Raw genomic sequence first — 26,535 nt, forward strand, 5'->3', positions numbered from 1 at the left:
CGGCTCAAGGCTTCTGACGTTTTTTGGATGGGCACAACAATACTGCATTCCGGGGGGGAACCGCATCCCGGGCGATGGGAGGGGCAGCAAAAAAACCAGCTGCTCATGAACCCTCCTGTCGTCCTGTGGAGCGCCCTGTAGCCGCTGCCGAAGGCTGCGATCGGCCTCGAAGAGGACGTGCTCTTGAGATCCTTGAAGGCCCTGCGGGCCTTATCGCAGCCTGCGGCAGCGGCTACAGGGTGTTGCCTCCCGGTGTGGCGTTTACAGATGCAAGGCGTGGCCCAGGGCCCGCAATGCCGCTTCCTGCACCGCCTCGCCCAGGGTCGGGTGGGCGTGGATGGTGCCGGCGATATCTTCCAGGCGCGCGCCCATTTCCAGGGACTGGCCGAAGGCCGTGGACAGCTCGGACACGCCGACGCCCACCGCCTGCCAGCCGACAATCAGGTGATTGTCACGGCGTGCCACCACCCGCACGAAACCGCTTTTCGATTCCAGGGTCATGGCGCGGCCGTTGGCGGCGAACGGGAAGCTCGACACGATGCAGTCCAGGCCGGCGGCCTTGGCCTCGTCCGGGGTCTTGCCGACCACCACCAGTTCCGGGTCGGTGAAGCACACCGCGGCAATGGCCGTCGGGTTGAATTCCCGATGCTGGCCGGCGATCAGCTCGGCGACCATCTCGCCCTGGGCCATGGCCCGGTGCGCGAGCATCGGTTCGCCGGCGAGGTCGCCGATCGCCCAGACATTGCGCATGCTGGTCTGGCAGCGCTTGTCGATGCGCAGGGCCGAGCCGTTCATCTCCAGGTTCAGCGCTTCGAGGTTCCAGCCCTGGGTGTTCGGCTTGCGCCCGACCGCCACCAGCACCTGGTCGGTTTCCAGCTGCAGGCTGTCGCCGTTGGGGTCGCGCACCTGCAAGGTGTGGGTCCCGGCATCGAAGCCTTCGACGCTGTGCTTGAGGTAGAGCTTGATCCCCAGTTGCTTCACCGATTCGAGCACCGGCTGGGTCAGTTCGCTGTCATAGGCCGGCAGGATGCGTTCCTGGGCCTCGACCACGCTGACCTCGGCGCCGAGCTTGCGGTAGGCGATGCCCAGCTCCAGGCCGATATAGCCGCCGCCGACCACGATCAAGCGCTTGGGCAGGGCCCTGGGCGCCAGGGCTTCGGTGGAGGAGATGATCGGCCCGCCAAGCGGCAGCATCGGCAGGTTGACGCTTTTCGAACCGGTGGCCAGCAGCAGGTGCTCGCACTGGATGCGGGTGTCGGCGCCTTCGATGTCCACGGTCTTGCCATCGACGACCTTGGCCCAGCCATGGATCACCTGGACCTTGTGCTTTTTCAGCAGTGCGGCGACGCCGGTGGTCAGGCGGTCGACGATGCCGTCCTTCCATTCCACGCTCTTGCCGATGTCCAGGGTCGGCGCCGAGACGTTGATGCCCAGGGCCGAGCCCTGGCTGTGATGGCGGGTCTGCTGGAACTGCTCGGCGACATGGATCAGCGCCTTGGACGGGATGCAGCCGATGTTCAGGCAGGTGCCACCCAGCGCCTGGCCTTCCACCAGGATGGTCGAGATGCCCAGCTGGCCGGCGCGGATCGCCGCCACATAGCCGCCAGGGCCACCGCCGATGATCAGCAAGGTAGTGTTCAGAGTCTGTTGCATGAGTTACTCCAGAAACAGGCTGGCGGGTTGTTCGAGCAGGCCGCGAATGGCCTGGATGAAGAGCGCCGCGTCCATGCCGTCGACCACCCGGTGATCGAAGGAGCTGGAGAGGTTCATCATCTTGCGGACCACGATCTGGCCTTTGATCACCATTGGCCGTTCGACGATCTTGTTCACCCCGACGATCGCCACTTCCGGCAGGTTCAGCACCGGCGTGCTGACGATGCCGCCCAGGGCGCCGAGGCTGGTGAGGGTGATGGTCGAGCCGGACAGTTCGTCGCGGGCCGCCTTGCCGCTGCGCGCGGCTGTAGCCAGGCGCGCGATCTCCGCGGCGCTGTCCCACAGGCTGCGGGCTTCGGCGTGGCGCACCACCGGCACCATCAGGCCGACGTCGCTTTGCGTGGCCACCCCGACATGCACCGCGCCGTGGCGGGTGATGACCTGGGCTTCGTCGTCGTAACGCGCGTTGATCTGTGGGAAGTCGCGCAGGGCCACGACCAGGGCCCGCACCAGGAATGGCAACAGGGTCAGCTTGCCGCGGGTGGCGCCGTGTTTTTCATTGAGGTGCGCGCGCAGTTCTTCCACGGCGGTGACGTCGATTTCCTCGACATAACTGAAGTGGGCGGCGCGCTGGGTGGCTTCCTGCATGCGCTGGGCGATCTTGCGGCGCATGCCGATCACCGGGATCTGTTCCTCGTCATGACGCTGGGCATAGCCGGACGGCGCCGAGCCGCTCTGGGCGCGCTGATTGCCCTGGGCCAGGTAGGCGTCCAGATCTTCGTGGAGGATGCGGCCGGCCGGACCGCTGCCCTGCACCAGGCGCAGCTGGATGCCCAGGTCCAGCGCATGCTTGCGCACGGCCGGGGAGGCCAGCGGGCGCTCGTCGGCGTCGCGGGCTACCGGCATTTGGGGCGCCTGTGGCGCGGGGCGGCAAGCGGCGGCGGGTTTGCTTTCGACCACTGGCGCGGCCTCGACCTTGGGCGCTGCTACCGCGGGTGCTGCTTCTTTAATAGCCGCGGGTTCCTTGACCAGCTGATCGGATGCCTTGAGGTTGCCGGCGCCTTCGACCTCGATGCTGATCAACACACTGCCCACCGCCATCACTTCGCCGGGCTGGCCGCCCAGGGATAGGACCTTGCCGTGCACCGGGGAGGGGATATCGACCATGGCCTTGTCGGTCATGACGTCGGCCAGCACCTGGTCCTCGACCACCAGGTCGCCGACCTTGACGTGCCACTGCGCCAGTTCTACTTCTGCGATGCCTTCGCCGATGTCCGGCATCTTGATTACGTGCGTGCCCATTCAGACCTCCATGACCCGTTGCAAAGCCGCGCCCACTCGGGACGGGCCAGGGAAATACGCCCATTCCTGCGCGTGCGGGTAGGGGGTGTCCCAACCGGTCACGCGTTCGATAGGCGCTTCCAGGTGGTGGAAGCAGTGTTCTTGCACCAGCGACACCAGCTCGGCGCCGAACCCGCAGGTGCGGGTGGCTTCGTGGACCACCACGCAGCGGCCGGTCTTTTTCACCGACTTGACGATGGTTTCCAGGTCCAGCGGCCACAGGCTGCGCAGGTCGATGACCTCGGCGTCGATCCCGGTTTCCTCGGCGGCCACTTGCGAGACATACACCGTGGTGCCGTAGGTCAGCACGGTGACGTCCTTGCCCGGGCGGGCGATGGCGGCGACGTCCAGCGGCACCTTGTAGTAGCCGTCCGGCACCTGGGCCGAGGGGTGTTTCGACCAGGGGGTTACCGGGCGGTCGTGGTGGCCGTCGAACGGGCCGTTGTACAGGCGCTTGGGCTCGAGGAAGATCACCGGGTCATCGTTTTCGATGGAGGCGATCAGCAGGCCCTTGGCGTCGTAGGGGTTGGATGGCATCACGGTGCGCAGGCCGCAAACCTGGGTGAACATCGCCTCGATGCTCTGGCTGTGGGTCTGGCCGCCGTAGATGCCGCCGCCGCAGGGCATGCGCAGGGTCATGGGGGCGGTGAACTGGCCGGCGGAGCGATACCGCAGGCGCGCGGCTTCGGAGATGATCTGGTCCGAGGCCGGGTAGACGTAGTCGGCGAACTGGATTTCCGCCACCGGGCGCAGGCCGTAGGCGCCCATGCCGACGGCGACGCCGACGATGCCGCTTTCCGAGATCGGTGCGTCGAACACTCGCGAGGTGCCGTACTTGGTCTGCAGGCCCTCGGTGCAACGGAACACGCCGCCGAAATAACCGACGTCCTGGCCGAACACCACCACGTTGTCGTCACGCTCTAGCATCACATCCATGGCCGAGCGCAGGGCCTGGATCATGGTCATGGTGGTCGTGGTCATGGCGGTGTCCAACTGGATATTGTTGTTGTGGTCGTTCATGTCAGATTCCCAGTTGCTGGCGTTGGCGCTTGAGGTGCTCGGGCATTTCCTTGTACACGTCCTCGAACATGGTCGCGGCGCTGGGGATCTGCCCGCCGGCGAGGGTGCCGTACTGCTCGGCCTGTTTCTGCGCGGCGATGACTTCGGCTTCCAGTTCGGCGCTGACCGCGGCGTGTTCCTCTTCGGACCATTGGCCGATCTTGATCAGGTGCTGCTTGAGGCGGGCGATCGGGTCGCCGAGGGGGAAGTGGCTCCAGTCGTCGGCCGGGCGGTACTTGGACGGGTCGTCGGAGGTGGAGTGCGGGCCGGCGCGGTAGGTGACCCATTCGATCAGGGTCGGGCCGAGGTTGCGCCGGGCGCGTTCGGCGGCCCAGCGGGACGCGGCGTAGACCGCGATGAAATCGTTGCCGTCCACCCGCAGCGAGGCGATGCCGCAACCCACTCCGCGTCCGGCGAAGGTGGTGGCTTCACCGCCGGCGATAGCCTGGAAGGTGGAGATCGCCCACTGGTTGTTGACCACATTGAGGATCACCGGCGCGCGGTACACGTGGGCGAAGGTCAGGGCGGTGTGGAAGTCCGACTCGGCGGTGGCGCCGTCGCCGATCCAGGCCGAGGCGATCTTGGTATCGCCCTTGATCGCCGAGGCCATGCCCCAGCCCACGCCTTGCACGAACTGGGTGGCCAGGTTGCCGGAGATGGTGAAGAAACCGGCTTCTTTCACCGAGTACATGATCGGCAACTGGCGGCCCTTGAGCGGATCGCGCTCGTTGGACAACAGCTGGCAGATCATGTCCACCAGCGGCACGTCGCGGGCCATCAGGATGCTTTGCTGGCGGTAGGTGGGGAAGCACATGTCGTCGATGTTCAGCGCCAGGGCCTGGGCGCTGCCGATGGCTTCCTCGCCGAGGCTCTGCATGTAGAACGACATCTTCTTCTGGCGCTGGGCGACCACCATGCGGTTGTCGAAGGTCCGGGTCTTGAGCATGGCGCGCATGCCCTGGCGCAGGACCTCGGCCGGCACGCCTTCGGCCCATTCGCCCAAGGCATTGCCCTGGTCGTCGAGCACGCGAATCAGGCCACGGGCCAGGTCGGCGGTGTCGGCGGGTTCCACATCGATTGGGGGTTTGCGCACCGTGCCGGCGTCGGTCAGACGCAGGTAGGAGAAGTCGGTTTTGCAACCGGGACGGCCTGAGGGTTCGGGCACGTGCAGGCGCAGCGGTTCGTACGCTTGGGTCATGGCTTGTCTACGCTCGATCTTGTGAATTTCTTGTAGTGGGCGCGCTTAGCTGACAGTCATTCCCTGGGTAAGGGAAATCTTGTCCTACAACAATCATAGGCCGGGCCAAGGAGAATATTTATCTCTGTTTCGTTGCGCTCAGGATGATTTGCAGATAAAAAATCTGCATAAACATAAAAAACAGGTTGATTTATCTCATGCGCAAACTGGACCGTACCGACATCGGCATTCTCAACAGCCTCCAGGAGAACGCCCGCATCACCAACGCCGACCTCGCCCGTTCGGTGAACCTTTCGCCCACCCCGTGCTTCAACCGCGTGCGCGCCATGGAGGAGTTGGGGCTGATCCGCGAGCAGGTGACCCTGCTGGATGCCGACCTGCTGGGGCTGCACGTCAACGTGTTCATTCACGTCAGCCTGGAGAAGCAGGTGGAAGAGGCGCTGCAGCATTTCGAAGAGGCCATCGCCGACCGCCCGGAAGTCATGGAGTGCTACCTGATGGCGGGCGATCCGGACTACCTGATCCGCGTGCTGGTACCGACCATCCAGGCCCTGGAGCGCTTCATGATGGACTTCCTGACCAAGGTCCCCGGCGTGGCCAACATCCGCTCCAGCTTCGCCCTCAAGCAGGTGCGCTACAAGACCGCGCTGCCGCTGCCGGCCAATGGCTTGACCCTGGGGAGTTGAGCTTTATTGAGGGCGGGCAGGGCGGGACCGGCCTCATCGCGGGCAATCGAGCGTCGACCGGCCGCTCCTACAGAAGCACGCATATCTTCTGTAGGAGCGAGCGGGCGGCGATCCGACTTGCCCGCGATAGCAATCGACAGGTCGCCACCACTCCCGGAGCGACCCACCGAACTTTCGTTCAACACATAACGCCTCAATCGTTATACGCCGCCTCGCTGTTGTCGATCAGCGGGTTGCTCTCCGTCAGCACGATCTGCGCGATCCGGTCCTTGCGCATAAAGCTGACCTTCGGATGGGAGTGGGCGTAGCGGATAAAACGCTCCACCGCTTCGACCATCGCCGGCGTGCCGCCGATCCGGTCGTGCAGGCTCACCGACATCATCCGCCGCCGGCTCGCGCCTTCGGCGTACAGGCGATCGAATTCCAGCACCAACTGCTGGTAGAACTGCTCGGCGGAGAAGTGCCGGCCCTCGATCAGCACGATGTCGTTGTTGCGCAGGGTGTAGGGCACCACGGCGAATTTCTTGCCGCGCACCAGGGTGACGAAAGGTTCGTCACGGCTGACGTCGTCGATGTGGTAGGTGAAATTCAGCTCCTGCAACACCTTCAGGGTGTTGGGGCTGCGCCGCAGCCAGTTGGCGTTGTAGCCGACCGAGCGCTGGCCGGTGAGCTTCTGCACCGCGTCCACGCCATCGCCGATGAACTGTTTTTCCTGGGCGTAGCTCATGTTGTAAGAGTCGGCCCAACGCATGCCGTGGGCCGCCACCTCGTGGCCACGCTCGGCGATGGCCTTGACCAGCTCCGGGTGTTTCAGCGCGGCTTCGCCGACCACATGGGAGGTGACCTTGATGCCGGTGCGGTCCCACAGATCGAGCAGGCGCCACAGGCCTTCCTTGTAGCCGTAGTCGAACCAGGTGTTGGCCGGCAGGTCGGGGTAACCCTTGGGCAGCGGGGTCCCGGAAAACGGGCTTTCGGCGCCCTCCGGCTGGCCACCGCTCTCGAACTGCATGGAAAACGACAGCACCAGCTGCGAGCCGTCCGGCCAAGGACGCTCCTGGGCGAACGCCAGGGCCGGCGCCAGCAGGCTGAGGGCGAGCAGGCGCTTGAGCCAGCGCGAGTGTTTGTGGGGGGACATGGTGGCACTCCTTGAGGAAAAAGTGCCGATAGGCTGGCATCAGGCCTTTTCCTGAAACATCCCCTCGAAGCCAGATCACCTTTAAAGAAAATTTACCAATCGAACCGGGATGGGTCTTGCTGTGCGTGTTCAAGTTCAAGCGCGATGAGCTTGCCCGTTGAGTCGCACACCGAGCCATAGCCGAGGTCTGGTTCTCCGTTCACAATGGGCCGTGGTCGACTCAATTGCGCAAGGAACACGGGTCCGCGTATTGGCGGACTGGGCGTTTGCGAGCGCTCCGATTCTTCTGCTGCTACCGACCAGGAAAAACAGGTCGCGTAAAATACAGGCGCTTGCCTGTTTCTCGAGCGAATCATTCAAAGCCCAAGGCACTGATAAAAGCCCTGCATAGGCTGTTATTGTCTTCTCATTGAAATCTTCTACTTTGCTGGACATCTTCGCTATGAAGAAAAACACGACCCCCGAGCAACAGGCGCTGATCAGTCAGCTGGAGCAAATTGCAGAAGGCTTGAGCCAGACCTTCAGCCCATTTTGCGAAGTGGTACTGCACGACCTGCGAGATCCCGAGCACGCCATTCTGGCTATTCACAATAATCTTTCCGGCAGGATGGTTGGACATCCCGCTACCGAGTTGGGACTTGCTCGAATTGCCGACCCCGCTTATCCCCAGGTAATTGCCAATTATCCCAATCATTTCAAAGATGGCCGCCAGGCCAAAAGCACATCGATTGGCATCAAGGATTCCACAGGGCGTTATGTGGCCGCGCTCTGTATGAATATCGACCTGACCCTGTTCAGAAGCCTGCAGGGCATGCTCGATCAGTTCGGGGCCTTCAGCGGCGAACGTCCCCATGAGTCGCTCGAGTCGAGCGGGGCAGAGTCGATTCGAGCGCGCATCGATCAGTTTGCCGCACGCATGGCCACCACTCCCCGTGCCCTGAAGGCAGGCGATCGAAGGGCTCTGCTCCAGGAACTGAAGGAGTGCGGTCTGCTGGACATCAGAAAAGCCATGGAGACGGTGGCTTCACACCTCGGCGTATCGCGCGCGACGGTGTATAGCGATACGAAGTGATAGACACCTCATGCGCTCCTGGCCACACGGGGCAGCGTTGACCCGATCGGTAGATTGAAGCGATCGGCGTCAGACGTATCCTCCTCAATCCTTTGGGAAGTCGGCGCTTCCCGATCCAGCGATTGGCGCCAGGCATCGAGGTGCCTTCGCACCTCGACTCCGGTGGGTTACATGCGGGCCACAGCCTCAATCTCGACCAGATAGCCATGGTGCAGTTCTGGTACCGGCACTACGGCGCGCGCCGGACGATGGCTGCCCAACATTTCGCAATAGATCTCGTCGAAGGCTGGCCAATGCTTTATGCCCGCCACATACACAGTGACCTTGACCAAGTCAGAGGCAGTGCGGCCTGCGGCATTGAGAATCGCCAGCAGATTGCTGAGGGCTATGTGTGCTTGTTCGGTGAACGAGGCCTCGATGTTGTGAGTGCCATCGGGACTGACGGGAAGCTGACCCGAAATGTACAGCGAGTCTTGGTGAATGACCGCTTGCGAGTAATGACCGGCAGGAGGGGAAGCGGTATCGGTGCTTACAATTTTCATGAGTAACCTTATGTGGAGGGGAGCCGATGCGGTAGGCGATGCAACCCATCCGCTCCCGGTGTTCGATTGAATGGCGGGGTATGGTTTTTTGTAAGGGGCGGTTAAACGGCTTGCAGGCTTTTCTCGGTATCGTTTGCTGTCTCGATCGGGTCCTTATTGCCGTGTCGCCCGATGACAGCGGTAGCGACGCCGCAGCCAAAGACGTTGGTGGCGGTGCGCCCCATGTCCAGGACTGGATCAACGGCGAGGATGAGCAGCAGGCCCGCTTCCGGAAGGCCGATCATCGGCAGGCCCGCAGCCAGGACGACCAGCGAGCCACGCGCCACCCCCGCAGTTCCTTTACTGATAACCAGCAGCGTCAACAGCACCATGATCTGGTGGGAGAACGTCATTTCGATGTTGTACGCCTGGGCGATGAACATCACGATGAAGGATTGGTACATCATCGAGCCGTCCAGGTTGAATGAGTAACCTAGCGGCAGGACGAAGCTGCTCACGCGCTTGTTGGCGCCGAACTTGTCCAGGGCGGCAATGGTTTTCGGGTACGCGGCCTCGCTGCTAGCCGTGGAGAACGCGATCAGCAGCGGTTCACGCAGGTGCTTGAACAGGTGCTTGATACGGGGCCCGAGGGCCAGATAGCCAGCAAGCGTGATCAGCGTCCAGAGTAGCGCCAAGCCGAGGAAATACTGTCCCACCATCTTGCCAAAGGTCACGACCATATCCAGGCCATGCACGGTGATAGTGGCGGCGATGGCCGCAAAAACGGCCAGGGGAGCCACATACATTACGTAGTCAGTGACCCTGAACATGACATTGGCCAGCTCTTCGAGGATATCCACGATGAACTGGCCTTTGCCCTTGACGAACGCCAGTGCGGATCCGAAGAACAGGGAAAACACAACGATCTGCAGCACTTCGTTGCTACCCATTGCCTCAATGATGCTTCGAGGGAATACATGGGTGAGAAAGAGCGGCAGGCTAAAGGCGGAAGTGTTCAGGCCGCTATTCACTGCGTCACCGCTAACCGCCAGGTTCAGACCCGTTCCAGGCTGGAAAAAGTTGGCAAGGAGCAAGCCAATGGACAGCGATACCAGGGAAGCGATCATGAACCAGGTAATGGCTTTGAAGCCAACGCGACCCATCGAACCGTTTCCCGACATGCTGGCCACGCCGGTAACCAGTGTGGCGAGCACCAGGGGGGCGATGACCATTTTGATCAGGCGTAAAAACACGTCAGTGACCAGGTTCAGGTATCCGGCAACTTCTTTGGCGGCCGCCGTATCGAGTTGACTATGAAGCATGCCCCCCAGAACGACGCCGGAAATCATCGCAATGACAATTGCTTTAACGAGAAGACGGCTTTTCATGTGCACCTCTTTCTTATTGTGGCTATATCTATAGCCATGTTATCGGGCTGAATATGTTCATCGAATTTCGGCAAGACGATGCCGTCAGGCGCTGTTGAACGCCTGATGTTCTTCAATGGATAAAGCGCGCTGTCTTAAAGCTGGAGAAACTTTCCAAACTTGTCGATATCAATGTTGCCGCCGGTAATGATGATGCCGACACGTTGACCCTGAAGTTCATTCCTTAACTTTCTTGCGGCGGCAAGCCCCAGGCATCCGGTGGGCTCAACCACAGTTTTCATGCGCTGGGCAAAGAACTTCATTGCACAAATAAGCTCTTCGTCGGTAACGGTTACAATCCGGTCAACGCCATTCAGGATTATTGGGAAAGTGTAATTTCCAAGGTGCTGGGTTTGCGCCCCATCAGCGATGGTGTCGGGGGTGTCGATGTGAACAATCGCACCTGAATTGAACGATTGTTGGCCGTCATTACCGGCTTCAGGCTCGACCCCGATCAAGGTACAGCCGGGTGACAGCGCGCGTGTGGCAAGGGTTGTTCCAGACAGCATTCCTCCACCCCCCAGGCCCACAAACAACGTATCCAGCTGGCCCACGCTTTCGAACAGTTCCTTGGCGGCGGTTCCCTGGCCGCAAAGCACGTCCGGATGATCGTAGGAGGGGATCAACGTCATACCGTGCCTGGCGGCCAAGGCTTTGCCGATGGCCTCGCGGTCTTCGGTGTAACGGTCATAGAAGACCACCTCGGCGCCATAGCCTTTGGTCGCCGCGACCTTGGCGGCAGGCGCATCGGTGGGCATGACAATAGTGGCCGGAATTTTCAACAGCGATGCTGCTAATGCGATGCCTTGCGCGTGATTTCCAGAGGAGAACGCCACAACACCGCCTCGGCGTTGCGCTTCGCTGAATTTCGCGAGGGAGTTGTATGCCCCCCTGAATTTGAAAGAGCCGGTACGTTGGTAGTTTTCACATTTGAAAAAAACCTTGGCACCGATTTCATCATCGATCGTGCGCGAGGTCAGGACTGGCGTAGCGTTCGCTACTCCCTCAAGTCGCGTCGAGGCATCGACTACATCTTGATAAGTGGGCAGAGTGATTTGCATAACAAAATGTCCTCAAAGAATTACCACGGCCAAGAAATATCCTGGCCAATACCTTCGATATTGGCTTGCTTGAACAGCAGTTGAGCACCTGTCAGGTCTTGTAGCGCTAACCCCGTCATAACGAAAAGAGTGATGTCATTCGCCCTGCGGATGAGTTCGACTTGCCCGTCAGCAGGTCACCCATTTCCGCTTGCGTGGCTGGCACTCTAAAGGGTTAAGACAAATTATCCAGTTCTGGACTATTTGTAAAGTGCTGGTGCAAACCGTCTGTCATCGCGACAGCTCCGTCCAGGCACCATCAGCCGCAGAGCGTCCCACTGAACACCTGCACCACATTGCCGGACAGCCGTACCTTGCCCTGGCCGTCCCAGATGACGGTGACCGGGCCGCCGTCGCACAGCACCCGGACCGGGCTGTCCAGCAGGCCGCGGCGGATGCCGTTGACCGCCGCGCCGCAGGAGCATGAGCCGGAGCCCAGAGGGATGGCGCCGTTGCGTTCCCAGATGCGCAGGCGAATGGTCTGGCGGTCGATGACCTGGACGAAATGCACATTGGTCTTCTGCGGGAACAGCGGGTGCGCCTCGACCCGCGGACCGAGTGTGGCCACATCGATGGCTTGCACATCCTCGACGAAGAATGTGCAGTGCGGGTTGCCCATGCTGCACGCCGCCGGCTCGCCGGGCAGGGGCAGGGCCAGGCTGTCGAGGGCCGTCGCCAACGGAATGTCCTGCCAGACAAATTGCGCCACGCCCATCTCTACCGCTACCGACTGATCGTCCAGGCGCGTGCAATGCTGGATGCCGCGCACGGTTTTCACCCGCACCGAGTCTGCGCCGCTTTCGCGCATCAGCAGGTCGGCCGCGCCGCGGGTGGCGCTGCCGCAGGTGCTCAGGCTGGAACCATCGGCATTCCAGAAAGTCAGTTGCGCCGCCGTCTCGGGGCAATCGCTGAGCACCACCAGCTGATTGAAACCCACGCCGCGATGGCGGTCGCCCAGGGCCCTGGCCAACTCGCTGGTGATCGGGTTGTCGCGCCCGCGGGCATCGACCAGCATGAAGTCGTCGCCATTGGCATGCAGCTTCTGAAAAGGCAGGGGCATGGAGGTCTCCGCGGCTGGAGCGCAAGGGGAGGTTGATTCTAGAGGGGCAGGGGCGGCAATGGTAAATGCGACGTCGCAAGAAATGGTCCGTAGGAGCCAGCTTGCCGGCGATACGGGTACCGCGGCCAGCCAGGCACACCGCTATCGCGAGCAAGCTCGCTCCTACAAAGACGCCTCAGGTTCCGGCAAACTGCCGGGCAACCCGGAACAACTCTGGATCGTCCGCCACTTGGGCGGACATGGGACAAGCTCACGCAATGGCAAGGTCAATAAATGGATAGTTACGCCCCGCGCAACTGGCAACCCCACGAAAAGCCCAGCTTGCCCGGTTCCCCCTCGACGCCGCTGCACCCCACGCACAAGCGCCTGGCCTATGCCCTGGTCGGTTTGCTGGTGGCGATCACCGGCGGCCTCGGCAACTCGCTGGTGATCGCCAACCTGCCGTATCTGCAAGGCGCCCTGGGCGCGACCACCGCAGAAATGGCCTGGTTGCCGGCCGCCTACGTGATGACCAACGTGTCGATGAACCTGCTGCTGGTGAAGTTTCGCCAGCAGTTCGGCCTGCGCGCCTTTACCGAAGTGTTCCTGGTGCTCTATGCGCTGGTGACCTTCGGCCACCTGTTCGTCAACGACCTGAGTTCGGCCATCGCCGTGCGCGCGGCCCACGGCATGGTCGGCGCGGCCCTGAGCTCCCTGGGCCTGTACTACATGGTCCAGGCGTTCCCGGCCAAGTGGCGGATGAAAGCCCTGGTGCTCGGGCTGGGCGCCTCGCAACTGGCCTTGCCCCTGGCCCGGCTGTTTTCCGAAGACCTGCTGCAGATCGCCGAATGGCGCGGCCTGTACCTGTTCGAACTGGGGCTGGCGCTGGCGTCCCTGGGCTGCGTGTTCCTGCTCAAGCTGCCGCCCGGCGACCGTTTCCGCACCTTCGAGAAACTGGATTTCCTGACCTTCGCCATCCTCGCCAGCGGCGTCGCGCTGCTCTGCGCCGTGCTGTCCCTGGGGCGCATCGACTGGTGGCTGGAGGCGTCGTGGATCGGCTACGCGAGCGCCGGCTCGATCGTGCTGATCCTCGCCGGCCTGGCCATCGAACATAACCGCAGCAACCCGATGCTGATGACCCGCTGGCTGGGCAGCGGGGCGGCGATCCGCCTGGCCCTGGCGGTAATCCTGATCCGCATGGTGCTGTCCGAGCAGTCCACCGGCGCCGTGGGGTTTCTCCAGGCGCTGAACATGAGCAGCCAGCAGATGCGCCTGCTGTATGGGGTGATGCTGCTGGGCAGCATCGCGGGCCTGGCCACCAGTGCCCTGACCATCAACCCGGCGCACCTGCTGATGCCGCTGATCATCTCCCTGGCGCTGATGGCCGTGGGCTCGGTGATGGACAGCTTCTCCAGTAACCTCACGCGCCCGGCCAACATGTATGTCAGCCAGTTCCTGCTGGCCTTCGGCGGCACCTTCTTTCTTGGCCCGACCATGGTCCTGGGCACGCGCAACGTGCTGACCAACCCGCGCAACCTGGTGAGCTTCTCGGTGCTGTTCGGCATCTGCCAGAACCTCGGCGGGCTGATCGGCGCGGCGCTGCTGGGGACCTTCCAGATCGTCCGCGAGAAATACCATTCCAGCCATATCGTCGAGCAACTGGTGCTGATGGACCCACGGGTGCTGGGCCGGGTGCAGAGCGGCGGGGCGGCCGTCGGCCGGGTCATCGCCGACCCGCAGGCGCGCGAGCTGCAAGGCATCCGCAGCCTGGCCAGCGCCGCCACCCGCGAGGCCAACGTACTGGCCTACAACGATGTGTTCATGCTGATCGCGGTGATCGCCGTGCTGACCATGATCTGGATCTTCATTCGCAGCCTGTGGCTGATGAGCACGACCAAGGCGGTCGCGCCAGCCACCCCAGCCCCGACTCCCGTCCAACCCAGCGGTGCCATTTCTTCATGACCGAACCGACCATCACCACCACCAACGCCATTGCCTCGACCCCGGAAGGCAGCACGCCGCCCTCGATGCCGATCACCGAGCCGCGTTCGCTGCGGGTGCGGATCATCTCGTCCCTGGGGTTCGCCGCGATCGCCATCACCGGGGTATTGATCGTGCTCTATGCCTGGCAGCTGCCGCCGTTCAGCAGCCCCATCGAAAGCACCGAGAACGCCCTGGTGCGCGGCCAGGTGACGATCATCGGGCCGCAGCTCAGCGGCTATGTGTTCGAGGTGCCGGTGCAGGACTTCCAGTTCGTCAAGGCCGGCGACCTGCTGGTGCGCCTCGACGACCGCATCTACAAGCAGCGCCTGGAGCAGTCCCTGGCCCAGCTGGCGGCGCAGAAGGCGGCGCTGGCCAATGTGGTGCAGCAACGCAACAGCGCCGAAGCCACCATCAAGCTGCGCCAGGCGGCGCTGGCCGACAGCCAGGCCCAGGCGCGCAAGAGCGCCGCCGACCTGCGGCGTAACCAGGAACTGATCGCCGACGGCTCGGTGTCCCAGCGGGACCTGGATGTGACCCGCGCCGCCAACGCCCAGACCCTCGCCGCGGTGGCCCAGGCCCAGGCGCAGCTGGACATCGCCCGCCAGGACCTGCAGACGGTGATCGTCAATCGCGGCTCGCTGGAGGCCGCGGTGGCCAATGCCGAGGCGGCGGTGCAACTGGCGCGGATCGACCTGTCCAACACCCGGGTCACCGCGCCGCGCGACGGCCAGCTGGGGCAGATCGGCGTGCGCCTGGGGGCCTACGTCAATTCCGGGGCGCAGCTGATGGCGCTGGTGCCGAACCAGCTCTGGGTGATCGCCAACATGAAGGAAACCCAGATGGACAATATCCGCGTCGGCCAGCCCGCAAGCTTCACCGTCGATGCGCTCGACCACCGCAAATTCCACGGCCATGTGCAGCGCATTTCGCCGGCCACCGGTTCGGAGTTCGCCTTGTTGCAGGCCGACAACGCCACCGGCAACTTCGTCAAGATCGCCCAGCGGATACCGGTGCGCATCACCGTCGACCCCGACCAGGCAGAAAGCGAGCGCCTGCGCCCGGGGATGTCGGTGGTGGTGAGTATCGATACGGCCGCGCAAGGGGATACCCGGGTCGAATGACCCGACGCTTCTGTAGCCGCTGCCGAGCCCTGGCGAGGCTGCGATCGGCTTGGGCGGCACTCCGACGAAGCAGACGCCAAACCAGGCACCGCGCACAGTCAGTTACACCACGCCGCCAGGTCTACGGGGCTACGCCCCGATCGCAGCCTGCGGCAGCGGCTACAGGGCTTAAGCGGTGAGAGGCGGCAGGGTGCCGAGCAGCGACACGGCCGCCACCGCGGCGATCCCCAGCAGCCATTCCAGCAGCACGCTACGGCGCAGGGTACCCAGGCGCTGCTGGCAGTCCTCGATCCGCAAGCGGTTGAACAGGGCCAGGGCGAACATGCCGCACACCAGCAGCACCTTGATCAGCAGGATCAGGGCAAAGCCGGACAGCAGCGGCGTCGGCCACAGCTGGCCGGTCAGCACTCGTACATTGATCAGACCCGTGACCAGCAACCCACCTACCAGCCCGTAACCCACGCCGCTGAAACGCCGCAACAGCGGGCCCAGCGGCAGGCCGTCGGGCTGGCGCAGAATCATCAGCAGCACCAGCAAACCGCCGAGCCACAGGCTGACGCAGCCCAGGTGGACGATCTGGTTGAGGATCAGCAACTGGCCGCTGAGGCCGTCGAGCATGGCGCCGTGGCCTACCGGAGCCAGGGTGGCCAGCAGCAGGGCGGCGAGGATCAGCCGTAGCGCCAGCCGCTCACCCAGGCGGGTCAGCAGCAGAACCAGCAGCGCGCCATTGAGCAGCAGATGCCAGCTCCATACCTGGCCGAAAAAAGTCTTGCCCAATACCAGTCGCAAGGTCGCCGGGTTCAGGGCCGCGACGCCGCTGCCGGCCATGCTGGCGGTGATCAGCAGCAACCAGCAGATGCCGGTGGCCAGGGCGATTCCGGCCAGCCAGCGGCCGAGTCGCGTCAGGTTTCGATCCAAGGCGGCAACGGGCTCGCGCCCCAACAGCAAGGGCCTGAACACCCAGGCCCCGAACAGCAGCAGGACGGCCGCGAAATGCACGAAGCGGCAGAGCACCAACAGGGTCGACATCGGTTACTGGCCGACCTTGAAGCTGTAGCTGCCTTCGCTTGTGTGGGTATCCACCGACACCGCGTGCCACTCGACCTTGTAGGCGCCCGCCGCCAGCGGCGCCGCCGGGGTCACGATCAGGGTCTTCTTGTCCGCGCCTTCGGTGGCCAGGGCCTTGACGGCGACCGCCGCGCCATCCTTGCTCAGGCTGACTTTAGTGAAGGCCGCCTCGACGCCTTCGGAGAACACCAGGCGCAACTCGCTTGGCGCGCTCACCGTGCTGTCGGCGGCCGGGACCTGGCTTTGCAGGTGGGCGTGGGCGAAGGCCGAGGAGGCGGCGACGAGAGAGGCCAGCAGGGCGCTGGTGGTCAGCAGTTTTTTCAGCATGGGAAATACCTGTTCAATGAGTGGCGGGTAGTCGATGCGCCGATGAGTATAAGGACCGCGGCAGGGTCGCTGGATGAAACATCGGCGCATTGTTCAAGCGCTTTTCAGGCGCATATGGATGATCGGGAACGGCCGGCCCTGGTCGTCGGTTGCCGAACGGCCGATGTCTTCGAAACCGTAGTGCCGATAAAAACCATGGGCCTGGGGGTTCTGTTCGTTGACGTCGACGCTGAGCCGCGGATGCCGGCTGCGCACATGGTCCAGCAGTTGCCGGCCGACGCCCTGGCCACGGCGGGCCGGTTCGATAAACAGCATTTCCACCTTGTCGCCGGCGGTGGCGATAAAACCGGCCGGGGTGCCGTCGGCATCCTCCAGCAACCAGGCTTCGAGGGCCGGCAGGTAGGTGTCGCGCACCAGGGGGTAGAGCAGCTGGATGTCGTCTTCGGCGATAAAGTCGTGGGTGGCCCGTACCGAGCGTTCCCACAGGGCGGCGAGCTGCGGATCGTCCGTGGCCCGGCGTTTGCGAATGTTCATGGATAAGCTCCATAGCGGCGTTGCAGGATGGCCGAAACGCTTTGGGTTCGGCGGCGAAAGTCCTGCCTGCATGTCCGTGTCGCGAATCAACGCCTGGACGGAACACTTCAGGTGCCTGGGAATAAGGCGGGAGGGATCCTAACCAATCGGTTTTGCCGGGGAAAGCCGGGCGCAGGAAGTTTCGTTTTTGTACGAAGGCCGATGGTAGTCTTGCAGCAGACTGTTTTCAGGGAGCCCATATGGGCAATCACAAGATCGAGATCCGTCGCAGCAACGTCGAAAAAATCCTCCTGGCGGCGGAAAAGGTGTTCGCCGAAAAAGGCTTCAGCGGCACGGCCATGGCCGATATCGCCGCCGAGGTGCAATTGCCGCGCTCCAACCTGCATTACTACTTCAGCACCAAGAGCGAGCTGTACAGCGCGGTGCTGCTGGAGCTGCTGGAGCTGTGGAAGCAGGACGCGCTGTGCTTCGAGATGTTCGATGACCCGCGGGTGGTGCTCAGCAGTTATATCCGCGCCAAGATGAACCATTCGCGCAGCCGGCCTTATGGCTCGAAAGTCTGGGCCAATGAAATCATCCACGGCGCGCCGACCCTGGGCGAGGCGCTGGACGCCAGCCTGTACGACTGGGCGAAGATGAAGGAAGCGAAGATCCGCCAGTGGGTCGAAGACCAGCGCATCCTGCCGGTGGAGCCCTCGAGCCTGCTGTACATGATCTGGGCCTCGACCCAGCACTACGCCGACTTCGACCACCAGATCATGATCATCAACGAACACCAGCCGCTGTCGGACATGCAGTTCGAAAAGGCCGTGCAGACGGTGACCAGCGTGATCCTGCGCGGGATCGGGCTGGAGCCCTGATACGGCAGCCCCCTGAGCGTTCGCGTGTAGCCGCTGCCGAGCGCAGCGAGGCTGCGAACGGCAACGCAGTTGCCGCAAAACCTGAATTCGCGGTGTGTCAGGTCTTGCGCGTTATCCGGGTTGCGGCCGCTTCGCGCCCGATCGCAGCCTCGCGGGCTCGGCAGCGGCTACAGGCAGGCGTCAACGTTTACGTCCATCGCGAGCTTGCTCGCGATGACGTCAGTCCAGCCAATGCTATTTACCCGGCGAACCTCACACCGCCTCGCGATACGGATTGCGCGGATCGTGCTGCCAGTCGAGGAACGGCTTGCCGGTGTCCTGGGGCACCATCTCGATGCAGTCCTGCACCGGGCAGGTGATCTGGCACAGGTTGCAGCCCACGCATTCGGCGTCGATCACTTGGTATTTATGCGTGCCGTCGGCCTGCTTGAGGCTGGCGATGGCCTGGTGCGAGGTGTCTTCGCAGGCGATATGGCAGCGGCCGCAGCCGATGCAGGCGTCCTGGTCGATCTTGGCGATCACCTGGTAGTTGATATCCAGGTACTTCCAGTCGGTGGTGTTGCCCACGGCGCGCCCGGAGAAGTCCTGCAGGCTGTGATACCCCTGGCTGTCCATCCACCGCGACAGGCCGTCCTTCATCTCTTCGACGATGCGAAAGCCATGGAGCATCGCCGCCGTGCACACCTGCACCGCGCCGCAACCCAGGGCGACGAATTCCGCGGCGTCGCGCCAGGTGCCGATGCCGCCGATACCGCAGATCGGCAGGCCGTGGGTCTGCGGGTCACGGGCGATCTCGGCGACCATGTTCAGGGCAATCGGCTTGACCGCCGAACCGCAGTAGCCGCCGTGGGTGCTCTGGCTGCCGACCATCGGGTTGGCCACCATGCGCTCAAGGTCCACGCTGGTGATCGAGTTGATGGTGTTGATCAGCGACACCGCGTCGGCGCCGCCGCGATGGGCCGCGCGGGCGGCCATGCGGATATCGGTGATGTTCGGCGTCAGCTTGACGATCACCGGCAGCGCGCAATAAGTCTTGCACCAGCGGGTGACCTGTTCCACGTACTCCGGCACCTGGCCGACCGCCGCGCCCATGCCGCGTTCCGGCATGCCGTGGGGGCAGCCGAAGTTCAGCTCGATGCCGTCGGCGCCGGTGGCTTCCACCAGCGGCAGGATGTTTTTCCATGACTCCTCGACGCAGGGCACCATCAGCGACACGATCAGCGCGCGGTCCGGCCAGTCCTTCTTGACCTGGGTGATTTCCCTGAGGTTGATCTCCAGGGAACGGTCGGTGATCAGTTCGATATTGTTGATGCCCAGCACTTCGCGGTTGGCGCCGAAGTGCGCCGAGTAGCGTGACGACACGTTGACCGCCGCCGGGTCCTCGCCCAGGGTTTTCCAGACCACGCCACCCCAGCCGGCCTCGAAGGCGCGGACCACGTTGTAGGCCTTGTCGGTCGGCGGCGCGGAGGCCAGCCAGAACGGGTTGGGGGCTTTGATACCGGCGAACACAATCGACAGATCGGCCATTTACGCAGCCTCCACGTTGAGCATGAGTTGGGCATGCATGGCCTCGGCGGCCCGCTTGCCGTGTTGCACCGCCTGGACGGTGAGGTCCTGGCCGAGGCTGACGCAGTCGCCGCCGGCATACACCCCGGGGATGCTGGTGCGCAGCTGTTCGTCGACTTCGATGCGCTCGCCGGCGCGCTTGAGCTCGCGGGCCAGTGGGTCGCTCAGGGCAGCGCCGTCGAACGCCTGGCCGATGGCCTTGAAGATCGCATCGGCGGCCAGCTCGAAGGTCTCCCCGGTGGTTTGCAGGCGGCCCTCCACCAGCCGGGTGCGGGCGAAGCGCATGCCGCGCACCCGGCCCTGGGCGTCGAGCAGCACCTCCTCGGGCGCGGCCCAGGTCAGCAGGCGCACCTGATTGGCCTTGGCGATGTCCTGTTCATGGCGAGTCGCGCCCATGTCCTCGATGCCGCGGCGGTACACCAGGTTGACATCGTGGGCGCCGAGGCGGGCCATCTGCACCGCCATGTCGATCGCGGTGTTGCCGGCGCCGAGGACGATGCAGCGGTCGGCCAGGGGCAGTTGCGTGAGGTCGTCGGCCTGGCGCAGTTCGCGGATGTAGTCGGTGGCGGCCAGCAGGCCGGGGGCGTCCTCATGGGGCAGGCCCAGCTGTTTGCTGGCGGCCAGGCCGAGGCCGAGGAACACCGCGTCGAATTGCTGGTGCAGCTCGGTGAGGCTCAGGTTGTCGCCGAGTCTGTGCCCGTGGCGGATTTCGATGCCGCCGATCTGCAGCAGGAAATCCAGCTCCTTCTGGGCGAAGTCGTCCACCAGCTTGTACTTGGCGATCCCGTATTCGTTGAGGCCGCCGGCTTTTTCCCGGGCCTCGAAAATCACCACCTCATGCCCGTGCATGGCGCAGCGGTGGGCGCACGACAGCCCCGCCGGCCCGGCGCCGACCACGGCGATGCGCTTGCCGCTGGCGGCGGCGCGCTGGAACGGGTGCTGGCTGAAGTGTGCGTTGTCCACCGCGTAGCGCTGCAACAGGCCGATCAGCACCGGCGCGCACTCCTGGGCGTTGTTACGCACGCAGGCCTGCTGGCACAGGATCTCCGTCGGGCACACCCGGGCGCAGCTGCCGCCGAGGATATTGGCCGAGAGAATCTTCTGCGCCGCGCCCTGGACGTTGTCGGTGTGGATATGGCGGATGAACGAGGGAATGTCGATCTCGCTGGGACAGGCGTTGACGCACGGCGCGTCGTAGCAATACAGGCAGCGCGAGGCTTCCAGATGCGCCTGGCGGTCGTTGAGCGGTGGCGCCAGGTCGCTGAAGTGGCCGGCGAGGGTGGCGCCATCCTCCTGGGGATGGGGCAAGTGGTTCAGGGTCTTGATCACGGTTCAGGCCTCACGGTTTTTTGTCGATTGCCTCTGACGGGCATTGTTTTTCACCAACGGGACGGACCCCCGCTGGATTCGCTGCAACGCTTCCTGTAGCCGCTGCCGAGCGCAGCGAGGCTGCGATCGACTGCGCAGCAGGCGCAAGATCTTGAGATCGCTGAAGGCCTTCGGCCTTATCGCAGCCTGCGGCAGCGGCTACAGGTATCCGGTTTGTATGCTTGGCTCAGCGTTTAACCGCCGTTGGCTTATGCAACTCGGCGCGCTTGCTCAGCAAGTCGAACACCGCCGGGTAGGCCGGGCGCTCGATGTAGCGGCCGACACCGCGTTCGGCGCGCAGGTCGCCGTCGGCCCAGACCAGCTTGCCCTGGCTGATGGTGTGGCTGGGCACGCCGCGCACGGTCTTGCCTTCGAAGATGTTGAAGTCCACCTGCTGGTGGTGGGTCGCAGCGGAGATGGTGCGGCTGCCTTGCGGGTCCCAGAGCACCAGGTCGGCATCGGCGCCGACGCGGATCGCGCCCTTGCGCGGGTAGAGGTTGAAGATCTTCGCGGCGTTGGTGGAGGTCAGGGCGACGAAGTCCTGCATCGACAGGCGCCCGCTGTTCACCCCTTCGTCCCAGAGCACGGCCATGCGGTCTTCGATACCGGCGGTGCCGTTGGGGATCTTGCTGAAATCGTCGCGGCCGGCGGCTTTCTGTTCGGCGCAGAAGCAACAGTGGTCGGTGGCGGTGGTGTGCAGGTTGCCCGATTGCAGGCCGTGCCACAGCGCGTCCTGATGCCCGCGAGGGCGGAAGGGCGGGCTCATCACGTAGCCGGCGGCGGTCTGCCAGTCCGGGTGGCGGTACACGCTGTCGTCCAGCAGCAGGTGCCCGGCCAGCACTTCGCCGTACACCGGCTGGCCCTTGCCGCGGGCGTAGGTGATTTCGTCCAGCGCCTCCTGGGTCGAGACATGCACCAGATACAGCGGCGTGCCCAGGGTTTCGGCGATGCGGATCGCCCGGCTGGCGGCTTCGCCTTCGACCTGGGAAGGGCGCGACAGCGGGTGGGCTTCCGGCCCGGTGATGCCCTGGGCCAGCAGCTTGCGTTGCAGGTGGTAGACCAGCTCGCCGTTCTCCGCGTGCACCGTCGGCACCGCGCCGAGTTCCAGGCAACGCTCGAAGCTCGCCACCAGGGTGTCGTCGGCGGCCATGATCGCGTTCTTGTAGGCCATGAAATGCTTGAAGCTGTTGACCCCGTGCTGGTTCACCAGCTCGGCCATTTCCTCGCGTACCTGCTCGCTCCACCAGGTGATGGCGACGTGGAAGCCATAGTCCGACGCGGATTTCTCGGCCCAGCCGCGCCACTGATGAAAGGCTTCCAGCAGGGACTGCTGCGGGTTGGGAATCACGAAATCGATGATCGAGGTGGTGCCGCCCGCCAGGCCCGCCGCGGTGCCGCTGAAGAAGTCTTCGCTGGCCACGGTGCCCATGAAGGGCAGTTGCATATGGGTGTGGGGATCGATGCCGCCGGGCATCAGGTATTGGCCACTGCCGTCGAGCACTTCGCAGCCTGCGGGGTCCAGATTCTGGCCGATGGCCTTGATCACGCCGTCGGCGCACAACACATCGGCTTTATAACTTTCATCATGGGTAATAACGGTGGCGCCACGGATCAACAGAGACATTCCGAGTTCCTCGCAGGCATGACCGGCTTATGCCGGTTCTAGTGTTTTTGTAATACGCAGGCTGCGGAATGTTTATTCCTGTCAGCGGTGTCAGGAATAAAAACTAGCTGGTGTTCAATCAATCGGCAAGATTATTTTTTATAAGCATATATCTATATTAAGTGGTTGAAATATAAGGTTTTAATTTGAAAATCCGCAAAATGGTGCAGCCTTTAACCATTTTGACGCACTTGACAGGATCGAAATATGAGCAAGATTTCCTATGTGAAATCAGCCGCTTGAAGGAGACCTGTGGTCCATACAAAAGTTTGAAAAAAGTTTGCGTGCACCAGATTGAGTCCTGACCCGATGGACAACTTGCCAGGCATTCGGCCTGAGTGAACCGGCAAGTTATCCAGGGCAGGAAGTTGTTCAGAATAAAACTGAAGAAACATCAGTTGTTTACATGGATTTTACCGACTGTGGAGCACCGTCGACGGGCAAGCCGGCACGCTTATTGAGTGCCGCCGTCGACAGGATGGCCGGTCGGTAAAAGTCGTCAGTTCTCCGGCCATCGCCGGGCTGGCAGCACGTCTGCCAGCCCGTTTGATGAGCAAAAATAATCAGAAAAAAGTGGAGCGGCCATGCAACAGAACAGATCCCAAGTGACCGAGCGTGCCGGCCTGTACGAGCTGGACGCCGGCAGCGACGTGCTCGACAGCCCCCGTTACAACCACGATATCGCGCCGACCAGGGTCCATGAGCGCACCTGGAACAAATGGCACATCACCGCGCTGTGGGTCGGCATGTCGATCTGCGTGCCGACCTACACCCTGGGCGGTGTGCTCACCGCCTATTTCGGGCTGACGGTGGGCGAGGCGCTGCTGGCGATCCTGCTGGCCAATATCGTGGTGCTGGTCCCTTTGACCCTCAACGCCTTCGCCGGCACCCAGTACGGCATTCCGTTCCCGGTGCTGCTGCGTTCATCCTTCGGCGTCATCGGTTCCAACGTGCCGTGCCTGATCCGCGCCCTGGTGGCCTGCGGCTGGTTCGGCATCCAGACCATGTTCGGCGGCCTGGCGATCCACCTGTTCCTCGGCTCGATCTTCGAGGGCTGGAAAGCCCTGGGCGGCACCGGCGAGGTGATCGGTTTCATGATCTTCTGGACCCTCAACCTGTGGGTGGTGCTGCGCGGCGCCGAGTCGATCAAGTGGCTGGAAACCCTGTCGGCGCCGCTGCTGGTGGCGGTGGGTGTCGGGCTGCTGGTGTGGGCCTTGCCCAATGTGTCCCTGAGCGAGTTGCTGGCGATCCCGCCCAAGCGTCCGGAAGGCGCCAGCGTCTACAGCTACTTCTTCGCCGGGCTCACGGCGATGGTCGGGTTCTGGGCCACCCTGTCGCTGAATATCCCGGACTTCAGCCGCTACGCGAAAAGCCAGAAGGATCAGATCCTCGGGCAGATTTTCGGCCTGCCGCTGACCATGTTCCTGTTCGCCGCCCTGGGGGTGGTGATGACCGCCGCCTCGGTGAAACTGGTGGGCGTCACCGTCTCCGACCCGGTGAGCCTGATCGGCCATATCCAGAGCCCCGGTTGGGTGGCCCTGGCCATGGCGTTGATCATCATCGCCACGCTCTCGACCAACACCGCGGCGAACATCGTCTCGCCGACCAACGACTTCCAGAACATCGCGCCCAAGCTGATCGGCCGCACCAAGGCGGTGATCCTCACCGGGCTCGTCGGCCTGGCGCTGATGGCCCACGAGCTGCTGAAAAAGCTCGGCCTGCTGGTCTCGGACGTCAGCCTGGAAACCGTGTATTCCAACTGGCTGCTGGGTTACTCCAGCCTGCTGGGGCCCATCGCCGGGATCATGGTGGTGGACTATTTCATCATCAAGAAACAGCGCCTGGACCTGGCCGGGCTGTACCGCGATGACGTCTACCCGGCGTGGAACTTTAACGGTTTCATCGCCTTTGGCGTGCCGGTGGCGCTGACGGTGCTGTCCCTGGGCAGCGATGTATTCAGCTGGTTCTACAGCTACGGCTGGTTCACCGGCTCGGCCCTGGGCGGGATCCTCTACTACGGGCTGTGCAGCATGGGTCGCCCGCAGAGTGTGAGCGTCAAGACGCCGGTATGACCTTTGAATGGCGTTATGGCGGCCGGCCTGTTCCCCTGTAGGAGCGAGCTTGCTCGCGAAAAACGTGCAAACAACGCGGTCTATCTGGCGAATCGCGTTATGGCTACTGGCCAATCGCGAGCAAGCTCGCTCCTACAGGGGGGCGATCCATCGAACACCGTAAGACTCCAGACGAGCGCGCAACCTCGTCAACGACAACCAGAAAAGCCTGAGGAGATCACCATGAACGCTGCCGTCGACGTTCTGCAATCCAGCCACCGGCACATCAACCGCGACCGCCTGTGGCAGTCGCTCATGGAGCTGGCGAGGCTCGGGGCCACGGTCAAGGGCGGGGTCTGTCGCCTGGCCCTGACCGACCTCGACCGCCAGGCCCGCGATCTGTTCGTGCAGTGGTGCGAGGCGGCCGGCTGCACGGTCACGGTGGATGGCATCGGCAATATCTTCGCCCGCCGCCCTGGGCGTAACTCGCAGCTGCCGCCGGTGATGACCGGCAGCCATATCGACACCCAGCCCACCGGCGGCAAGTTCGACGGCTGCTTCGGCGTGCTGGCCGGGCTCGAAGTGCTGCGCACCCTCAACGACCTCGGGGTGGAAACCGAGGCACCACTGGAAGTGGTGGTGTGGACCAATGAAGAAGGCTCGCGCTTTCCGCCGTGCATGATGGGCTCCGGGGTATTCGCCGAGAAATTCACCCTCGAAGAAACCCTGGCCAAGACCGATGCCGAAGGCGTGAGCGTCGGCGATGCGCTGAACGCCATCGGCTATGCCGGCAGCCGCAAGGTCAGCGGGCACGCGGTGGGGGCCTACTTCGAAGCCCATATCGAGCAGGGGCCGATCCTCGAGGACGAAAAGAAAACCATAGGCGTGGTGCTCGGCGCCCTCGGCCAGAAATGGTTCGACCTGAAATTGCGCGGCGTCGAAGCCCACGCTGGCCCGACCCCGATGCACCTGCGCAAGGACGCCCTGGTCGGCGCGGCGGCGGTGGTGGCCGCGGTCAACCGCGCCGCCCTTGGCCATCAACCCCATGCCTGTGGCACCGTGGGTTGCCTGCAGGCCTATCCCGGTTCGCGCAACGTGATCCCCGGTGAGGTGCGCATGACCCTGGACTTCCGGCACCTGGAACCGGCGCGCCTGGACTCGATGATCGCCGAGGTGCGCCAGGTGATCGACAGCACCTGCGAAGAACATGGCCTGACCTTCGACATGGTGCCGACCGCGGACTTTCCGCCGTTGTATTTCGACAAGGTCTGCGTCGACGCGGTGCGCGATGCGGCGCAGGGGTTGGGCCTGAGCCATATGGACATCGTCAGCGGCGCCGGGCACGACGCGATCTTCGTCGCCGAGCTGGGCCCGGCGGGGATGATCTTCGTGCCTTGCGAAGGCGGCATCAGCCACAACGAAATCGAAAACGCCGACCCCGACGACCTCGCCGCCGGCTGCGCGGTGTTGCTGCGGGCGATGCTGGCGGCATCCCAGGCCGTCGCCAAAGGACAGCGGGTGGCCTGAGGACATGCGCCTGTAGCCGCTGCCGAGCCTGCGAGGCTGCGATCGACCCCGCAGGGGGCGCGGGGGATCTCAAGACCGCTGAAGGCCTTCGGCCTTATCGCAGCCTCGCGGGCTCGGCAGCGGCTACAGGGCGATGGTGTGATCGGCCATCGCATGTAGCTTGGGATCGTCCAGCCGAACCTAAGCTAATGCTTAAAAAGTATTTATATTTGAATTCTTAGATCGATTAGCTTTTA

Annotated in this window: 22 protein-coding genes and 1 pseudogene; 8 read left to right on the plus strand and 15 right to left on the minus strand. The window is 63.4% G+C overall.

The window, feature by feature from the left end; genetic code table 11:
* Positions 1-261: 261 nt before the first annotated feature.
* Genes lpdA through CXQ81_RS14225 form a run of 4 tightly spaced genes read right to left on the minus strand, consistent with a single transcriptional unit; the run spans position 262 to position 5,251 of the window.
* A complete protein-coding gene (gene lpdA / locus CXQ81_RS14210; RefSeq protein WP_101337550.1) occupies positions 262-1,653 on the minus strand; it encodes a dihydrolipoyl dehydrogenase in 1,392 nt (463 codons plus the stop codon).
* A gap of 3 nt (positions 1,654-1,656) precedes the next feature.
* On the minus strand, positions 1,657-2,955 hold the full coding sequence (locus tag CXQ81_RS14215) for a dihydrolipoamide acetyltransferase family protein (RefSeq protein ID WP_101337551.1): 1,299 nt from the start codon (positions 2,953-2,955) through the stop codon (positions 1,657-1,659).
* A complete protein-coding gene (locus CXQ81_RS14220; protein ID WP_009043319.1) occupies positions 2,956-4,014 on the minus strand; it encodes an alpha-ketoacid dehydrogenase subunit beta in 1,059 nt (352 codons plus the stop codon).
* A gap of 1 nt (position 4,015) precedes the next feature.
* On the minus strand, positions 4,016-5,251 hold the full coding sequence (locus CXQ81_RS14225; protein ID WP_007923100.1) for a 3-methyl-2-oxobutanoate dehydrogenase (2-methylpropanoyl-transferring) subunit alpha: 1,236 nt from the start codon (positions 5,249-5,251) through the stop codon (positions 4,016-4,018).
* A gap of 197 nt (positions 5,252-5,448) precedes the next feature.
* On the opposite strand from CXQ81_RS14225, the gene bkdR reads away from it, so the two are divergent.
* Positions 5,449-5,937: a Bkd operon transcriptional regulator BkdR gene (gene bkdR / locus CXQ81_RS14230; RefSeq protein WP_007923098.1), complete on the plus strand. Its 489-nt coding sequence runs from the start codon at positions 5,449-5,451 to the stop codon at positions 5,935-5,937.
* Between the two features lie 193 nt (positions 5,938-6,130).
* Here bkdR and CXQ81_RS14235 read toward each other — a convergent pair whose 3' ends face one another.
* Positions 6,131-7,072: a polysaccharide deacetylase family protein gene (locus CXQ81_RS14235; protein ID WP_101337552.1), complete on the minus strand. Its 942-nt coding sequence runs from the start codon at positions 7,070-7,072 to the stop codon at positions 6,131-6,133.
* Positions 7,073-7,256: 184 nt separating this feature from the next.
* On the opposite strand from CXQ81_RS14235, the pseudogene CXQ81_RS31455 reads away from it, so the two are divergent.
* Both CXQ81_RS31455 and CXQ81_RS14245 read left to right on the plus strand, forming a co-directional pair.
* Positions 7,257-7,463, plus strand: a pseudogene (locus tag CXQ81_RS31455) (LysR family transcriptional regulator); the annotation flags it as partial.
* Between the two features lie 51 nt (positions 7,464-7,514).
* The gene (locus tag CXQ81_RS14245) at positions 7,515-8,144 is read left to right on the plus strand and encodes a transcriptional regulator (RefSeq protein ID WP_053260966.1); all 630 of its coding nucleotides are present in this window, start codon (positions 7,515-7,517) and stop codon (positions 8,142-8,144) included.
* A gap of 167 nt (positions 8,145-8,311) precedes the next feature.
* Here CXQ81_RS14245 and CXQ81_RS14250 read toward each other — a convergent pair whose 3' ends face one another.
* The 4 genes from CXQ81_RS14250 to dapF form a co-directional block, all read right to left on the minus strand.
* The gene (locus CXQ81_RS14250) at positions 8,312-8,686 is read right to left on the minus strand and encodes a RidA family protein (RefSeq protein ID WP_085531471.1); all 375 of its coding nucleotides are present in this window, start codon (positions 8,684-8,686) and stop codon (positions 8,312-8,314) included.
* Positions 8,687-8,787: 101 nt separating this feature from the next.
* A complete protein-coding gene (locus CXQ81_RS14255) occupies positions 8,788-10,053 on the minus strand; it encodes a dicarboxylate/amino acid:cation symporter (protein WP_101337553.1) in 1,266 nt (421 codons plus the stop codon).
* A 134-nt stretch (positions 10,054-10,187) separates the two neighbouring features.
* Positions 10,188-11,153, minus strand: a complete 966-nt coding sequence (locus CXQ81_RS14260; protein ID WP_053260680.1) for a threo-3-hydroxy-L-aspartate ammonia-lyase — start codon at positions 11,151-11,153, stop codon at positions 10,188-10,190.
* 298 nt (positions 11,154-11,451) lie between these two features.
* Complete coding sequence (dapF, locus tag CXQ81_RS14265; protein WP_101337554.1) at positions 11,452-12,252, minus strand: diaminopimelate epimerase; 801 nt, start codon at positions 12,250-12,252, stop codon at positions 11,452-11,454.
* Positions 12,253-12,525: 273 nt separating this feature from the next.
* On the opposite strand from dapF, the gene CXQ81_RS14270 reads away from it, so the two are divergent.
* A complete protein-coding gene (locus CXQ81_RS14270) occupies positions 12,526-14,193 on the plus strand; it encodes an MFS transporter (protein WP_101337555.1) in 1,668 nt (555 codons plus the stop codon).
* Positions 14,190-15,335 carry an HlyD family secretion protein gene (locus tag CXQ81_RS14275; protein ID WP_101337556.1) on the plus strand — a complete coding sequence of 382 codons (1,146 nt, stop codon included), beginning with the start codon at positions 14,190-14,192 and terminating at the stop codon, positions 15,333-15,335. Before CXQ81_RS14270 ends, CXQ81_RS14275 begins: the two co-directional genes overlap by 4 nt.
* A 168-nt stretch (positions 15,336-15,503) precedes the next feature.
* Here the strand turns inward: CXQ81_RS14275 and copD are convergent, their stop codons facing one another.
* The 3 genes from copD to CXQ81_RS14290 all read right to left on the minus strand — a co-directional run bounded on the left by copD (position 15,504) and on the right by CXQ81_RS14290 (position 17,264).
* Complete coding sequence (gene copD / locus CXQ81_RS14280; protein WP_101337557.1) at positions 15,504-16,364, minus strand: copper homeostasis membrane protein CopD; 861 nt, start codon at positions 16,362-16,364, stop codon at positions 15,504-15,506.
* 3 nt (positions 16,365-16,367) lie between these two features.
* Complete coding sequence (copC, locus tag CXQ81_RS14285) at positions 16,368-16,730, minus strand: copper homeostasis periplasmic binding protein CopC (RefSeq protein WP_101337558.1); 363 nt, start codon at positions 16,728-16,730, stop codon at positions 16,368-16,370.
* A 93-nt stretch (positions 16,731-16,823) separates the two neighbouring features.
* Positions 16,824-17,264 (minus strand): acetyltransferase, encoded by a 441-nt coding sequence (locus CXQ81_RS14290; RefSeq protein ID WP_101337559.1) that lies wholly within the window; start codon positions 17,262-17,264, stop codon positions 16,824-16,826.
* 239 nt (positions 17,265-17,503) lie between these two features.
* Between CXQ81_RS14290 and CXQ81_RS14295 the strand changes: the two genes are divergently transcribed.
* A complete protein-coding gene (locus CXQ81_RS14295) occupies positions 17,504-18,124 on the plus strand; it encodes a TetR/AcrR family transcriptional regulator (RefSeq protein ID WP_007922198.1) in 621 nt (206 codons plus the stop codon).
* A 252-nt stretch (positions 18,125-18,376) separates the two neighbouring features.
* Here the strand turns inward: CXQ81_RS14295 and preA are convergent, their stop codons facing one another.
* The 3 genes from preA to hydA all read right to left on the minus strand — a co-directional run bounded on the left by preA (position 18,377) and on the right by hydA (position 22,682).
* Positions 18,377-19,651 (minus strand): NAD-dependent dihydropyrimidine dehydrogenase subunit PreA, encoded by a 1,275-nt coding sequence (gene preA, locus CXQ81_RS14300; protein WP_101337560.1) that lies wholly within the window; start codon positions 19,649-19,651, stop codon positions 18,377-18,379.
* Positions 19,652-21,019, minus strand: coding sequence for an NAD(P)-dependent oxidoreductase (locus CXQ81_RS14305; protein WP_101337561.1), 1,368 nt, complete (start codon positions 21,017-21,019; stop codon positions 19,652-19,654).
* 226 nt (positions 21,020-21,245) lie between these two features.
* Entirely contained in the window at positions 21,246-22,682 is a 1,437-nt protein-coding gene (hydA, locus tag CXQ81_RS14310; RefSeq protein WP_101337562.1) for a dihydropyrimidinase, read from the minus strand.
* Between the two features lie 623 nt (positions 22,683-23,305).
* Here hydA and CXQ81_RS14315 point away from each other — a divergent pair.
* Both CXQ81_RS14315 and CXQ81_RS14320 read left to right on the plus strand, forming a co-directional pair.
* Positions 23,306-24,793, plus strand: a complete 1,488-nt coding sequence (locus CXQ81_RS14315; protein WP_101337563.1) for an NCS1 family nucleobase:cation symporter-1 — start codon at positions 23,306-23,308, stop codon at positions 24,791-24,793.
* Between the two features lie 222 nt (positions 24,794-25,015).
* Positions 25,016-26,299: a Zn-dependent hydrolase gene (locus tag CXQ81_RS14320; protein WP_101337564.1), complete on the plus strand. Its 1,284-nt coding sequence runs from the start codon at positions 25,016-25,018 to the stop codon at positions 26,297-26,299.
* The last annotated feature ends 236 nt before the right edge of the window (positions 26,300-26,535 follow it).

Source organism: Pseudomonas sp. 09C 129 (assembly GCF_002843625.1).
GTDB classification, from domain to species: domain Bacteria; phylum Pseudomonadota; class Gammaproteobacteria; order Pseudomonadales; family Pseudomonadaceae; genus Aquipseudomonas; species Aquipseudomonas chlororaphis.